Source organism: Austwickia sp., assembly GCA_016699675.1.
Lineage (GTDB): Bacteria > Actinomycetota > Actinomycetes > Actinomycetales > Dermatophilaceae > Austwickia.
The window spans coordinates 272,498-285,379 of the sequence record CP064985.1 but is presented as its reverse complement, the minus strand read 5'-3'; the positions used below and the strand labels follow the sequence as shown (position 1 = coordinate 285,379).

At 71.8% G+C, this 12,882-nt stretch carries 13 protein-coding genes; 10 read left to right on the top strand and 3 right to left on the bottom strand.

From position 1 onward, the window contains the following. Positions 1 to 104 precede the first annotated feature (104 nt). Together IPK37_01360 and IPK37_01355 are read right to left on the bottom strand one after the other, a co-directional pair. Complete coding sequence (locus tag IPK37_01360; protein ID QQS01162.1) at positions 105 to 368, bottom strand: type II toxin-antitoxin system RelE/ParE family toxin; 264 nt, start codon at positions 366 to 368, stop codon at positions 105 to 107. Beyond that, positions 365 to 628 carry a type II toxin-antitoxin system Phd/YefM family antitoxin gene (locus IPK37_01355; protein ID QQS01161.1) on the bottom strand — a complete coding sequence of 88 codons (264 nt, stop codon included), beginning with the start codon at positions 626 to 628 and terminating at the stop codon, positions 365 to 367. Before IPK37_01355 ends, IPK37_01360 begins: the two co-directional genes overlap by 4 nt. A gap of 133 nt (positions 629 to 761) precedes the next feature. On the opposite strand from IPK37_01355, the gene ligA reads away from it, so the two are divergent. Both ligA and IPK37_01345 read left to right on the top strand, forming a co-directional pair. Continuing rightward, positions 762 to 3,014: an NAD-dependent DNA ligase LigA gene (gene ligA, locus IPK37_01350; GenBank protein QQS01160.1), complete on the top strand. Its 2,253-nt coding sequence runs from the start codon at positions 762 to 764 to the stop codon at positions 3,012 to 3,014. Between the two features lie 5 nt (positions 3,015 to 3,019). Beyond that, positions 3,020 to 4,267 carry a DUF2029 domain-containing protein gene (locus IPK37_01345; protein ID QQS01159.1) on the top strand — a complete coding sequence of 416 codons (1,248 nt, stop codon included), beginning with the start codon at positions 3,020 to 3,022 and terminating at the stop codon, positions 4,265 to 4,267. Here IPK37_01345 and IPK37_01340 read toward each other — a convergent pair. Next, complete coding sequence (locus IPK37_01340) at positions 4,246 to 4,812, bottom strand: GNAT family N-acetyltransferase (protein QQS01158.1); 567 nt, start codon at positions 4,810 to 4,812, stop codon at positions 4,246 to 4,248. The two genes, IPK37_01345 and IPK37_01340, sit on opposite strands and share 22 nt — an antisense overlap. A gap of 131 nt (positions 4,813 to 4,943) precedes the next feature. On the opposite strand from IPK37_01340, the gene IPK37_01335 reads away from it, so the two are divergent. The 8 genes from IPK37_01335 (at position 4,944) to IPK37_01300 (ending at position 12,681) form a co-directional block, all read left to right on the top strand. Next, complete coding sequence (locus IPK37_01335) at positions 4,944 to 5,618, top strand: SgcJ/EcaC family oxidoreductase (protein ID QQS01157.1); 675 nt, start codon at positions 4,944 to 4,946, stop codon at positions 5,616 to 5,618. An 8-nt stretch (positions 5,619 to 5,626) separates the two neighbouring features. Then, a complete protein-coding gene (locus IPK37_01330) occupies positions 5,627 to 6,565 on the top strand; it encodes an ornithine cyclodeaminase family protein (protein ID QQS01156.1) in 939 nt (312 codons plus the stop codon). A gap of 88 nt (positions 6,566 to 6,653) precedes the next feature. Continuing rightward, positions 6,654 to 6,950, top strand: coding sequence for an Asp-tRNA(Asn)/Glu-tRNA(Gln) amidotransferase subunit GatC (gene gatC, locus IPK37_01325; protein ID QQS01155.1), 297 nt, complete (start codon positions 6,654 to 6,656; stop codon positions 6,948 to 6,950). Between the two features lie 8 nt (positions 6,951 to 6,958). Then, positions 6,959 to 8,506, top strand: a complete 1,548-nt coding sequence (gene gatA, locus IPK37_01320; protein ID QQS01154.1) for an Asp-tRNA(Asn)/Glu-tRNA(Gln) amidotransferase subunit GatA — start codon at positions 6,959 to 6,961, stop codon at positions 8,504 to 8,506. Further along, positions 8,507 to 9,886: an AAA family ATPase gene (locus IPK37_01315; protein ID QQS01153.1), complete on the top strand. Its 1,380-nt coding sequence runs from the start codon at positions 8,507 to 8,509 to the stop codon at positions 9,884 to 9,886. It begins immediately after the preceding gene. Continuing rightward, complete coding sequence (locus IPK37_01310) at positions 9,883 to 10,542, top strand: DUF4276 family protein (GenBank protein QQS01152.1); 660 nt, start codon at positions 9,883 to 9,885, stop codon at positions 10,540 to 10,542. Before IPK37_01315 ends, IPK37_01310 begins: the two co-directional genes overlap by 4 nt. Before the next feature lie 29 nt (positions 10,543 to 10,571). Next, positions 10,572 to 12,146, top strand: coding sequence for an Asp-tRNA(Asn)/Glu-tRNA(Gln) amidotransferase subunit GatB (gene gatB / locus IPK37_01305; GenBank protein ID QQS02598.1), 1,575 nt, complete (start codon positions 10,572 to 10,574; stop codon positions 12,144 to 12,146). A gap of 7 nt (positions 12,147 to 12,153) precedes the next feature. Next, positions 12,154 to 12,681, top strand: coding sequence for a histidine phosphatase family protein (locus tag IPK37_01300; GenBank protein ID QQS01151.1), 528 nt, complete (start codon positions 12,154 to 12,156; stop codon positions 12,679 to 12,681). The last annotated feature ends 201 nt before the right edge of the window (positions 12,682 to 12,882 follow it).

Sequence of the window (12,882 nt, the reverse complement as noted above, 5' to 3'; positions counted from 1 at the left end):
GTGGTGGTAACCCCTGGTCGTGGCGATGTCGGGCCCCACCCTATCGCCCCGCCCTGCGCGCGCCCTGGACGCCCGAGGCGAGTCCGGGCGGGCACGATGCTCGGTCAGCGCCGCTGGTAGATGTCGCGTCGGTGGCCTATGGCGATGACCAGGATGACGAGCACGTTGTCGTGGATCTCGTAGACGATGCGGTATGTCCCGGTCCGGACCCGCCACTCCCCGGACCCACCGACCAGCTTCGTCGCCCCCGCGGGACGGGGCTCGGCGGCCAGGATCTCAATCGCCGCCTGAATTCGACGTCGCGCCGGTGGGTCCAGCTTGCGCAGCTGGCGAGCCGCAGCGGGGGCGATGTCGACCCGATAGGTCATGCCAACCCGAGGTCGGACTTGACCTGGTCCCACGGGATGGCAAGTTCTCCGGTCGCCATCTCCGCACGCGCGTCACGGGCCGCGAGGAGGTCGGCGAGGTCTTCCGCGGCCGCGATCAGGCGGTCGAGGTCGTCCGCGTCGATGACGGCCGCGATGCGGTGGCCGCGTCGGGTGAGGTACACGGGGGCGTGGCCGACCCGAGCGGCGTCCACCACGTCGGCTAAGCGGGCCCGGGCGTGGCTCACGGTCATCTCTGTCATGGTTGCAGCATAGGAGGTGCTGCGCTGATTTGTACATTACAGCGCATGTCGAGACGGTGAGGTCGTGCCGTAAGGCTTTACCCGGACGCGCATTCCGGGCAGGCACGGGCGGTTGCCGGGGGCTGTCGGTGGGGTGCGGCAGGATGGGCCCGTGACCGCGACCCGCCCTCCCGCCAGCGCCCCCGACGGCGACGAGCTCCCGGTGGCACCGCCCCCCGAGTCCCGCGCCGCGGCCACCGGCGAGGCCGCGCCGCAGGAGGCGCCCGACGCTTCGCGGCACGAGTGGGCCGAGCTGGCCGAGGAGATTCGCGCCCACCAGTTCGCCTACTACGTGCGGCAATCGCCCACGATCGCCGACGGGGAGTACGACGCCCTGCTGCGCCGACTGGAGGCCCTGGAGGAGCGCTACCCCGACCTGCGCACCCCGGACAGCCCGACCCAGACGGTCGGGGGCACGTTCTCCACCGACTTCGCCGCCGTCGACCACGTCGAGCGGATGATGAGTCTGGATAACGTGTTCAGCCCGGCCGAGTTGACGGAGTGGGCCGAGCGCGTCGAGCGCGGCGCCGGCGGGGCGGAGCTGCACTGGCTGACCGAGCTGAAGATCGACGGCCTGGCCATCAACCTGCTCTACGAGGACGGCCGCCTCGTCCGCGCCCTCACCCGCGGCGACGGCCGCACCGGCGAGGACGTCACGATGAACGTCCGCACCATCGACGGCATCCCGCACCAGCTCGCCGCCTCCGAAGAGCACCCGGTGCCCGAGCTGATCGAGATCCGCGGCGAGATCTTCTTCCCGGTCGCCGCGTTCGCGCAGCTCAACGAGTCCCTGGTGGCGGCGGGGCGACCGCCGTTCGCGAACCCGCGCAACGCCGCCTCCGGGTCGCTGCGCCAGAAGGACCCCCGGGTCACCGCGACGCGGCCGCTGCGGATGCTCGTGCACGGCATCGGGGCCCGGCGCGGGTTCGAGGTGGCGCGGCAGAGCGAGGCCTACGCCGCGTTCGCCGCCTGGGGCCTGCCCACCAGCGACGCCGTCCAGGTGCTCGACGACATGGCCGCGGTGCAGGCGCGCATCGACTACTTCGGCGAGCATCGGCACTCCGTCGAGCACGAGCTGGACGGCCTGGTGGTCAAGGTGGACGAGGTCGCCGTCCAGCGGCGGCTCGGGTCGACCTCGCGAGCCCCGCGGTGGGCGATCGCGTACAAGTACCCGCCCGAGGAGGTCACCACCAAGCTCCTCGACATCCGCGTCAACGTCGGGCGAACGGGACGCGTCACGCCGTACGGCGTGATGGAGCCCGTCAAGGTGTCCGGTTCGACCGTGTCCATGGCGACCCTGCACAACGCCTTCGAGGTGGAGCGCAAAGGCGTCCTCGTCGGGGACTCCGTCGTGCTGCGCAAGGCCGGCGACGTCATCCCCGAGATCGTCGGGCCCGTCGTGGACCTGCGCGACGGGACGCAGCGGCCGTTCGTCATGCCGACGCACTGCCCGTCCTGCGGGGCGGAGCTGGCGTATGAGAAGGAGGGCGACAAGGACATCCGCTGCCCCAACGCCCGCTCGTGCCCCAGCCAGCTGCGCGAACGGGTCTTCGGGTTGGCCGGGCGCGGGGGGTTCGACATCGAGGCCCTCGGCTGGGAGGGCGCCATCGCGCTCCTGGAAGCCGGGGTGCTGACCGACGAGGCGGGCCTGTTCGAGCTGACCCCGGCGGACATCGCGCGGGTGCCGCTCTACACGCGCGCCGCGAAGAAGACCGAACTCGCCGACCCGGACGCGGTGCCCGAGCCGGGCGTCCTCGACGGGCGGGTGCTCTCGGCCAATGGCGCACGCCTCGTGGCCAACCTGGCCAGCGCGAAAACCCAGCCACTCTGGCGCGTCCTCGTCGCGCTGTCGATCCGCCACGTCGGGCCGACCGCCGCCCGCGCCCTCGCCGCGCACTTCGGCTCGATGACCGCCGTCCGGGCGGCGACGCGTGAGGAGCTGGCCGCTGTCGAGGGCGTCGGCCCGGTCATCGCCGACGCGGTCCTGGAGTGGTTCGACGTCGACTGGCACCGCGAGATCGTGGACCGCTGGGCGGCCGCGGGGGTGCGGATGGCCGACGAGCGCGACGCCTCCCTCGAACAGACCCTGGCCGGGCTCACCGTGGTCGTCACCGGCTCGCTGCAGGGCTTCTCGCGCGACGAGTCCAAGGAGGCCATCCTCGCCCGCGGCGGGAAGGCCGCCGGGTCGGTGAGCAAGAAGACCGACTACGTGGTGGTGGGGGAGAATGCCGGGACCAAGGCCGACAAGGCCGAGCAGCTCGGGGTGCCGATCCTGACCGAGGAGCAGTTCGTGGCACTCCTCGCAGGTGGGCCGGGCGCCCTGCCGGGTTCGCCGGTGCCAGAATGACGCTCATGCGTCGTCAGGACCAACGGTTCCGTCTGGGCAGCCTGGTCGTTCTGCTCGGTGCGCTCGGCGTGGTCGCGTACTTCACCGCGACCGGACTCCCCACCGATCTCGAGGTCTATCGGCGCAGCGCCCAGCAGGCGTTCGACGGGCGCGATCACATCTACGACACCCCGTACGGGCTGCTCCCGTTCACCTACCCGCCGCTCGCGATCTTCCTGTTCGCGCCGCTTGCGGCGATGCCGGACCTGGTGGCGAGCGCGGTCATGTGCGTCGCGTCGCTGGCCGCGCTCTACCGGCTCACGGTGCTGCTGCTGCGGGCCGCGGCCCCGGCGTACGCATCCTGGGCGCTGCTCGTCCTGCCACTCGCGGCCGCCCTGGAACCCGTCTGGGCCACGCTGTCGTTCGGTCAGGTCAACCTCGTGCTGGCCTGGATCATCGCCGAGGACGTGCTCGGTCTCGCGGGCCCCCGCGCCCGGCGCTGGCGCGGGGCCCTCATCGGGCTGGCCACCATCATCAAGCTGACGCCCGGGATCTTCGTGCTGGTCCTGCTGTTTCGCCGAGACTGGGCCTCCTTGGGGAGGACCGCCGCGGCCTTCGTCGTGGGCGTCGGCCTCGGCTTCCTCGTGTGGCCGCACTCGTCCTGGGAGTTCTGGACGACCGCGATGCGCGACCCCAGGCGGGTCGGCGGGGTGGCCTTCTCCGGCAACCAGTCCCTCAACGGCGCCGTGTGGCGCGCGGTGGGCGAGGGGGGTTCGACGGCGCTGTGGGGCGTGCTCGTGCTCGCCGTGCTGGCCTCGACGGCGTACGTGCTCGGGCGGCTCGGTCCCCACGGTGACCCCGTCGCCGCGCTGCTGGCCTGCGCGTTCGCGGGCCTGCTCGTCTCGCCGGTCTCGTGGAGCCACCACTGGGTGTGGATCTGGGCCTTCCTCGTCTGGGCCGGGGCGGTCGTGGTCCGCCGCCGCGTGTGGAACGGAGAGCGCGCTGGGTCGCTGCGCGCCGGGCCGGGGCCTGCGGGGCCGGTGCGCGCCGTGGCCGGCGTGGCGCTCCTGTGGGCGGCGGCCGCGTACAGCCGCGTGATCTGGTGGTTCCCGCATCGGGACGACCAGGAGTACGCCGTGGGGCCGCTCGGCAAGCTCCTCACCGACGCCTACGCCGTGGCCGGGCTGGCCACCCTCGTGGTCCTGGCGATGTGGGCCGGCTCGGCGGCCCGCCGCGGCGCCCGAGCCGCCGGTCAGGGCCGGATCGCCGCGTAGAGCAGCATGTCCCGGCGACTCCCGCCGATCTCCTGGTGGCTGCGCAGCAGTCCCTCGCGGGCCAACCCGGCGCGCTCGCAGCTGCGCCACGACGCGGCATTCCACGGCTCAACGTAGGCCTCCACCCGGTGGATCACGGGGATCGTCCACGCGAAACCGAGCAGGGCGGCGATGGCGTCGGCGGCCAGGCCCTGGCCCCGGTGGCGCGGTGCGACGGCGTACCCGATGTTCGCGCGCCCCTCACCCAGCGCCTTGGCCCACAGGGCCGCGAAGCCCAGCGCCCGTGCCGGGTCGTTCTGATCGGCAACGACGAACATGAGCCCGCGCCCCTCGCGGTCGCGGCCGCGCTGCCGCTCGACGTACGCGCGGGCCTGCTCCTCGTCGGCGCCCGGCGGGAGCGTCCCCTTCTGCGGGACGTACGGGTCGGTGGCCAGGTCGCGCAGCATCGCGAGGTCACCGGCCTCGTACGCCGGGTCGTAGGGGCAAAGGAGCACGCGACCGTACGCCGGGGGCTGCGCCGGCCACGGGATTTCGAGGGGAGGCACCACCCCAGTCTGCTCGACCCCCCGGTAGCCGGCCGGGAACTGGATAGGCTCCGCTGCACCCTCCGCCCGTGCCCTCCCGCCGAACCGTCCGATTCGCCTCCGTCGAATCGCCCTGCCCAGGAGCGACCTCCATGAAGAAGCCCGTCATCGCCCTCGTGCTGCTGCCGCTGGGCGCCGCGCTCACCGCCTGCTCCACCAGCGCCCCAACGATCTCCCCGGCGGGGACCAGCACCTCCTCTCCCGCGACGACCTCGGCGACCACCTCCGCGACGAGCGGGACCACCTCGTCCTCGGCGCCGAGCACGACCGGCACCAGCGCCACCGGCGGCACGAGCGGCGCGGCCCCCACCACCACCGCCATCACCGCGGGCAGCACCGCCACCTGCCAACCGGTGACCGAGGGCGAGATCGCCGCGCTGTTCCAGCGCTGGAATGACGACGCGGCCAGCGGCGACCCCGACCGCGTGGTGGAGAACTACGCCCCGGACTCCATCCTCGTGCCGACGGTCTCCAACCAGGTCCGCACCACCGCCGCGGCCAAGCGCGACTACTTCGTGCACTTCCTCGCGAACAAGCCGAGCGGGGTCATCAACGTCTCCGACATCACGCTGGGCTGCAACATGGCGGTGGACAGTGGCCTCTACACGTTCACCTATCGCGCCACCGGCAAGACCGTCCCCGCGCGCTACACCTTCACCTACCACTGGGAGAACGGGCAGTGGCTCATCGTGAGCCACCACAGCTCGGGGATGCCCGAGCCGGCGGCGACGTCCGGCCCGGCGGCCAGCACCACGTCGGCACACTGACGGCCGCGGTGCCCAGCGCACCCCGCTGGCTGGACGCCGAGGAGGTCCGCCGGCGCGTCTCGCCCGACCAGGCGCGCCGGCTGCTGCGTGCCGCGCTCGAGAGCGGCCTGGACCCCGCGGCGGATCCGCCCCGCAGCACTCCGGCGGCGGGGCGGGGCCAGCTGCTCATCATGCCGTCGGCCACCGCCGACTCCGTCGGGGTGAAGGTCCTCTCGGTGGCCCCCGCCAACCCCGGCCGGGGGCTGCCCCGGATTCAGGCCTGGTACGTCTTCATGGACGCCGAAACACTCACGCCGTCGGTGCTGCTCGACGGCACCGCCCTCACGGCGCTGCGCACGCCCGCCACGTCCGCCCTGGCAGCGGACGTCCTCGCCCCGGAACGGGTGACCGAGCTCGTGCTCGTCGGGTCCGGCCCGCAGGCCGTCGGGCACGCGGAGGCGATGGCGGAGATCCGCTCGATCGAGCACGTCACCGTGGTCGGCCGGAACCGGGACGCCGCCCACGCCTGCGCGCGGCAGGTCGCCGGGCTGGGGTTGGCCTGCGACGTCGCCACGGATCGGGGGGCGACCGAGGCCGCCGTACGCCGGGCGGGCCTCGTCGTCTGCGCCACCTCCTCCGCGACGCCCGTCATCGACGGGGACTGGGTCGCCGACGGGGCCTGCGTCGTCGCGATCGGCTCCCACGAGCCGGACCGGCGCGAGCTCGACGAGGCCCTGCTCGGCCGGTCCCTGGTGATCGTCGAGGACGTCGCAACGGCGCTGCGCGAGGCCGGCGACGTGATCATGGCGATCGACCACGGCGCTCTGGAGGCGTCGGATCTTCGCTCCCTGCGCGACCTCGTGCGGGGGCGGGTGGCCCGCGCCACGGACCGACCGAACGTGGTCAAGACGGTCGGCATGGCCTGGCAGGACCTGGTCATCGCCGAGGGGGCGGTTCGCGCCGGGTAACCGGGGGCTGGGCCGGGTGCTCGGCCGCCGGGCCGGGTGCTCGGCGGCTGCGCCGGGGGCATCCCGGGTGTCTCCTAGACTGGCGGCCATGTCCACGATCTCCCGCGAACAGGTCGCGCACCTGGCGATGCTGGCCCGGATCGATCTGTCGGAGCCCGAGTTGGACGCGATGGCCGGCGAGCTGGCGGTGATCCTCGAGGCCTTCGCCAAGGTCGGCGAGCTCGCCGACGTCGACGTCCCCGGCATGTCCCACCCGCTGCCCCTGACGGATGTCTACCGCGCGGACGTCCCGGCCCCGGGGCTCACCCAGGACGAGGCCCTGGCCGCCGCGCCCGAGGCCGATGAGGGCCGATTCGCGGTGCCGCGCATCCTGACCGAGGAGTGAAGCCCCCCGTGACCAGCCCCGAACTGACCCGGCTGACCGCTGCCCAGCTCGCCGACCTGCTCGTGTCCGGCGAGGTGACATCGGTGGAGGTGACCCGGGCCCACCTCGACCGGATGGCCGAGGTGGACGACGCCGTCCATGCCTACCTGCACCGCAACGTTGACGAGGCGCTGGCCGCGGCGGCACAGGCGGACGCGGCGCGGGCGGCCGGCGAGCCGCTGGCGACCCTGGCGGGGGTTCCCGTCGCGGTCAAGGACGTCGCGTGCACCAAAGGCCAACCGACGACGGCGGGATCGCGGATCCTGGAGGGCTGGCTGCCGCCGTACGACGCGACCGTGGTCAGCCGACTGCGCGCCGCCCGCATGCCGATCCTCGGCAAGACGAACATGGACGAGTTCGCGATGGGGTCCTCGACCGAGCACTCCGGCTACGGGCCCACCGCCAACCCGTGGGACCTGGCCCGGGTGCCCGGCGGCTCGGGGGGTGGGAGCGCGGCGGCGCTGGCGGCCTTCGCCGCGCCCGTCGCCGTCGGCTCCGACACCGGCGGCTCGATCCGCCAGCCGGCCGCGTTCACCGGCACCGTCGGGGCGAAGCCCACATACGGCGGCGTCTCCCGGTACGGCGTGATCGCGCTGGCCAGTTCGCTGGACCAGATCGGCCCCTGCGGACGGACGGTGCTCGACACGGCGCTGCTGCACGAGGTGCTCGCGGGGCACGACCCGAGGGACTCGACGAGCATCGACGCCCCCGTCCCGCCGGTGGTGGCGGCCGCCCGCGGCGCGGACGTGTCCGGTCTGCGCATCGGGGTGATCCGCCAGCTGGGCGGCGAGGGCTACCAGCCCGGAGTGCGCGCGCGCTTCGAGGAGGCGGTGGCGCTGCTGACCGGGCTCGGCGCGGACGTGGTCGAGGTCGACTGCCCGCACCTGGACTACGCCCTGGGCGCCTATTACCTGATCATGCCCAGCGAGGCGAGTAGCAACCTGGCCCGGTACGACGCCATGCGCTACGGCGTACAGGTCGGTCCGGACGGCGTCGCCGCCCCGAGCGCGGAACAGGTGACGGCGGCCTCCCGCGGGCGCGGGTTCGGCGAGGAGGTCAAGCGCCGCGTCATCCTCGGCACCTACGCCCTGTCCAGCGGCTACTACGACGCCTACTACGGGCAGGCCCAGAAGGTCCGCACCCTCATCGCGCAGGACTTCGCCGCCGCCTTCGAGCGCGTGGACGTGTTGATCAGCCCCACCACCCCCACCACGGCGTGGGAGCGGGGCGCCAAGACCGACGATCCGCTCGCCATGTACCTCGGCGACGTCGCCACGATCCCGTCCAATCTCGCCGGGCTGCCCGGCATCTCCGTGCCGATCGGGCTCGCCGACGAGGACGCGATGCCCGTCGGCCTGCAGGTGCTCGCCCCGGCCATGGCCGACGACCGGCTCTATGCGGTGGCCGCCGCAGTGGAACGCGAGCTGGTCGCCGCCTGGGGCGGCCCGCTGCTCGACCGCATCCCGGCGATCGACGCCGCGGCGGCGCCTGTCATCACGGTTGAACGGGGGAACTAGGTGCTCACCCGAATCGAGATCTCGGGCTTCAAGACATTCGACGCCTTCGAACTCGACATGCCGCCTTTTCTCGCGGTGATCGGCCCGAACGCCAGCGGGAAGTCCAACTTCTTCGACGCGCTGCAATTCCTCCAGCGGGCGACGCAGTCGAGCCTGACCACGGCAGTGCAACAGGCCCGGGGGGATGTCGGCGACCTGTTCCGACGCCGTGGCGACGGGACCTCGGTCGATGTCATCTCGATGGCCGTCGAGGTGCTGCTCGCGCCACGCGTCCGTGATCCTTGGGGAACCGAGGTGGAGCTGACACAGACGCGTTTGCGGTATGAGCTCACGGTCGAGAAGCGGGCGGATGACGAGGGCAATGTGCGCCTGTTCGTGACACACGAGGAGGTGGTGCCCCTCCGGAGGTCCCATGATCGCTGGCGTGACTCGACGAAGCCGAGCGCGGAGTTCATCGAGACGTTCATCAAAGACGGGCGGCGCCGGCAAGCCTTCCTGGAGACGGTCGGTGAGGGTCGCGGGAGGGCGTTCCAGACGCGACAGGACGGCGTCCAGGGCCGGGCGAGGCCCGCGGAGGCCGCCGAGGCCACGGTGTTGTCCTCCATGAATTCCGCCGACTTTCGGCACCTCTACGCCCTCCGTGAGGAGATCGTCAACTGGCGCTTCCTTCAGCTGGACCCGATCGCGCTGCGGCTGCCGGGGGAGAAGTACGACGAGGAGCGGTTGACGCCGAGCGGTTCCAACCTCGCCCGTGTGCTCCACCGCATCCAGGCTGAGACCACTACACCTGAGCAACCCAAGGGGCGACTGGCCGACATCTCGACGGACCTGGCGTCACTCATCGACAGCGTTCGGGGCATCGAGGTCCGGGAAAACGAGCAGACGCGACGGTGGGAGATCGTCGTCCACGGCGTAGATGACGGACGGTATCTCGCTACGGTCGCGAGCGACGGGACGTTGCGAATACTCGCCCTTCTCGCTGCCCTCTACGACCCGAAATACCACGGACTCGTTTGCTTTGAGGAGCCTGAGAACGGCGTCCACCCGCTCCGGCTGCGGACACTGATCCGCTATCTGCGCGACCTGACGATCGACCCTGGATCCGCCGATCTCGATGACGCCGAAGGCCTGACCCAGGTCATCGTCAACAGTCATTCACCGGTCGTGCTATCCGCGCTGGACGATAGTCAGATCGCGGTCATGGACTCGTCGACGCGGATCGAGCCGAGCCCGTCGGGTCGGGTCCGCAGTCGCGTCACCCGGGTCCGCAAGGTCTCCCGGGACGCGGAAGCCACCAGGGGTCTCGACCTCCATGAGATCACTGCACCGCAGGAGATCCACCGATACGAAGCGGCGGCGCTCCTGGAGCAGGCGCCGTGAGATATGTCGCGCTCGCACTGGCCTGTGAAGGACCGACAGACGCGCGGTTTCTCGCTGAGGTGCTGCGGCGAACCGTCGAGGAATTGCTGCTCCAAGGTGTCGAAGAGGCGATCGACGTTGGTGCGGTGATCCCGGTCTACCTGGATCGGACGGGGCGACTGGGCAACCAGCCAGCGAGTGTGATCCAGAGGTTCGCCCGCGGTGAGGTTTTTGCAGACGTCCTGTTCGTGCACGCTGACGGAGCCGGTGATCCCGACCGTCCGCGCCGGACCATCGTGGACTCGATCGCCGTGGGTGTGGCCGGGCCGACTCCGGGCATGGCTGTCGTAGGCGCCATCCCCGTGCGAGAAACGGAAGCCTGGATGTTGGCGGATACCGCCGCCGTGGAGGCGGTGTTGGGGCTGAGTCCGGGGAGCGTGACCATCTCTCAGCCGCCAAGGCGCGTGCATACGATTCCGGATCCGAAGGCCGAGCTGGCAACCATCGTTCGAGGTGCGCCATCTGGTCGTCGTCGGCGTCGGTCCGCGAACCCGTTGGGTGTCATCTACGAACCGCTGGGGGCGACGGTCGATCTCGCTGCCCTCCGGGAGACGCCCAGTTTTCAGGACGTCGAGGCGCAGATCCGCGTTGCCCTGCAGAGGAAGGGGTTCCTGTGAGCACACCCATCGACAACAAGCTCCTCGCGATGTACGACGAGGCGCTTGCGGCGTACGACCCCGTGCTGGGCCTGGAGGTGCACGTCGAACTCTCGACACGCACCAAGATGTTCTGCGCCTGCCCGACCGACTTCGGCGCCGACCCCAACACCCAGACCTGCCCGGTCTGCCTCGGGCTGCCCGGGGCCTTGCCGGTCGTCAACGGCGCCGCGGTCGAGTCGGCCATCCGGATCGGCCTCGCGCTGAACTGCGAGATCGCGCAGTGGTGCCGCTTCGCGCGGAAGAACTACTTCTATCCAGACATGACGAAGAACTTCCAGACCAGCCAGTACGACGAGCCGATCGCCTACGGCGGCCACCTGGACGTCGAGGTGCCGGGCTCCGTCGGCCCGGACGGCTCCACCGAGAGCGATCCGTTCGTCTACCGGGTGGAGATCGAGCGCGCCCACATGGAGGAGGACGCCGGCAAGCTGACCCACGTTGCCAGCGGCGGCCGCATCAGTCGCATCAGTGGCGCCGACTCGTCACTGATCGACTACAACCGGGCGGGGATCCCGCTCATCGAGATCGTCACCAAGCCGCTGGTCGGCGCGGGCGAGCGCGCTCCGGACGTGGCCCGGGCCTACGTCGGCGCGCTCCGCGAGTTGATGCGCGCGCTCAAGGTGTCCGACGCGCGGATGGAGCAGGGCTCCATGCGCTGCGACGTCAACCTGTCGCTGCGGCCGCGCGCCGCGACGTCGGGCCCCGCCGCCGATCGGCGCAGCGCCGCCCAGCTCGCCGTACCGTTCGGCACCCGCACCGAAACCAAGAACGTCAACAGCCTGCGCAGCGTCGAGGCGGCGTGCCGTTACGAGATCCGTCGCCAGGCCGCCGTCCTGGCCGCGGGAGGGACCATCACCCAGGAGACCCGGCACTGGCACGAGGACACCGGCGTCACCACCGCCGGCCGGCCCAAGTCGGACGCGGACGACTACCGCTACTTCCCCGAGCCCGACCTCGTGCCCATCGCGCCGAGCCGCGAGCGCGTCGAAGAGCTGCGGGCGACGCTGCCCGAGCCGCCGGACCAGCGGGTGCGGCGGCTGCAGGCCGCGTGGGGGTTCACCGACCTGGAGATGCGCGACGTGCTCGGGTCCGCGGCCGTCGACCTCATCGACGCGACGGTCGCGGCCGGTGCGAGCCCTGCCGCGGCGAAGAAGTGGTGGGTGGGGGAGATCGCCCGCCGCGCCAACGCCGACTCGGTCGAGCTCGAGGAGATGCCGATCACGCCGGCGCAGGTCGGGGAGCTCGACGCCCTCCTGTCCTCAGGCCGGCTGAACGACACGATGGCCAAGCAGGTTCTCGAGGGCGTACTGGCGGGAGAGGGTACGCCGACGCAGGTGGCCGACGCCCGCGGCCTGCAGCTCGTCTCGGACTCCGGCGCCCTGCAGGCGGCGGTAGACGCGGTCATCGCCCGCAACCCGGACGTCGCGGAGAAGATCCGCGGCGGCAAGGTGCAGGCGGCGGGCGCGCTCATCGGCCAGGTGATGAAGGAGATGAAGGGCCAGGCCGACGCGGCGAAGGTGCGCGCCCTGCTGATGGAGTCCCTGGGCGTCGCCGGGGGATGATGGGGGCATGTCGGACAGCCCCCGCGTGCTCGTGCTGGTGCGCCATGCGCAGGCCAAGAACCGCTCGCAGGGCGGCGACCGGGAGCGGGAGCTGACGAAGTCCGGCCGGCGCGTGGCGCAGGCCGTGGGTGCCCGACTGGCCCGCGAGGGGGTCCGTCCGGATCTCGCCGTGTGTTCGCCGGCCGTTCGGACCGTCCAGACGTGCGAGGAACTCCGTCGCGGTGGCCTGCGGGTCCAGGACGTCTGGGGCGACCCGGGGCTCTACGACGCCGACGTCGAGGACGTCCTGGACTCCATTCACGAGGTGCCCGACGACGTGCGAACCCTGATGGTGATCGGACACGCGCCGGGGGTCCCGCTGACTGCCGGTGAGGTCGTGGACCACACCGGACTGGAGGCCGAGACCCTGCGCCGGCGACTGGCCGAGTGGCCCCCGGCCGGGGTCGGCGTGCTCGTGCACGACGGTCCCTGGGCCAGCTTCCCCGACGACACCTCGGCACTCGTTCTGCTGCAGGACCCGCCGGACGAGGTGTGATCCTCGTCACACATGTCGACGGTCATGTCCGATTTGCCACCCGTGGCAACGCCATTCGACGGCCGTCCAGGTCGTTAGCTCAGTTCCGGACATCCGGGCTGCCCGGAGACCTTGGGCGAAGCACCCGCGCGGTCGATTCCGTCTAGCGAGTCACCTCACCGCACGCCCGACGGCCAGGGAAGGCCGTCACACCCCACGGAT

Coding starts and splice junctions, on each gene's coding strand:
- gatB (QQS02598.1), top strand. CDS start 10,572: ATGTACGACGAGGCGCTTGCGGCGTACGACCCCGTGCTGGGCCTGGAG.
- gatC (QQS01155.1), top strand. CDS start 6,654: ATGTCCACGATCTCCCGCGAACAGGTCGCGCACCTGGCGATGCTGGCC.
- IPK37_01355 (QQS01161.1), bottom strand. CDS start 628: ATGACAGAGATGACCGTGAGCCACGCCCGGGCCCGCTTAGCCGACGTG.
- IPK37_01300 (QQS01151.1), top strand. CDS start 12,154: ATGTCGGACAGCCCCCGCGTGCTCGTGCTGGTGCGCCATGCGCAGGCC.
- IPK37_01360 (QQS01162.1), bottom strand. CDS start 368: ATGACCTATCGGGTCGACATCGCCCCCGCTGCGGCTCGCCAGCTGCGC.
- IPK37_01345 (QQS01159.1), top strand. CDS start 3,020: ATGCGTCGTCAGGACCAACGGTTCCGTCTGGGCAGCCTGGTCGTTCTG.
- IPK37_01335 (QQS01157.1), top strand. CDS start 4,944: ATGAAGAAGCCCGTCATCGCCCTCGTGCTGCTGCCGCTGGGCGCCGCG.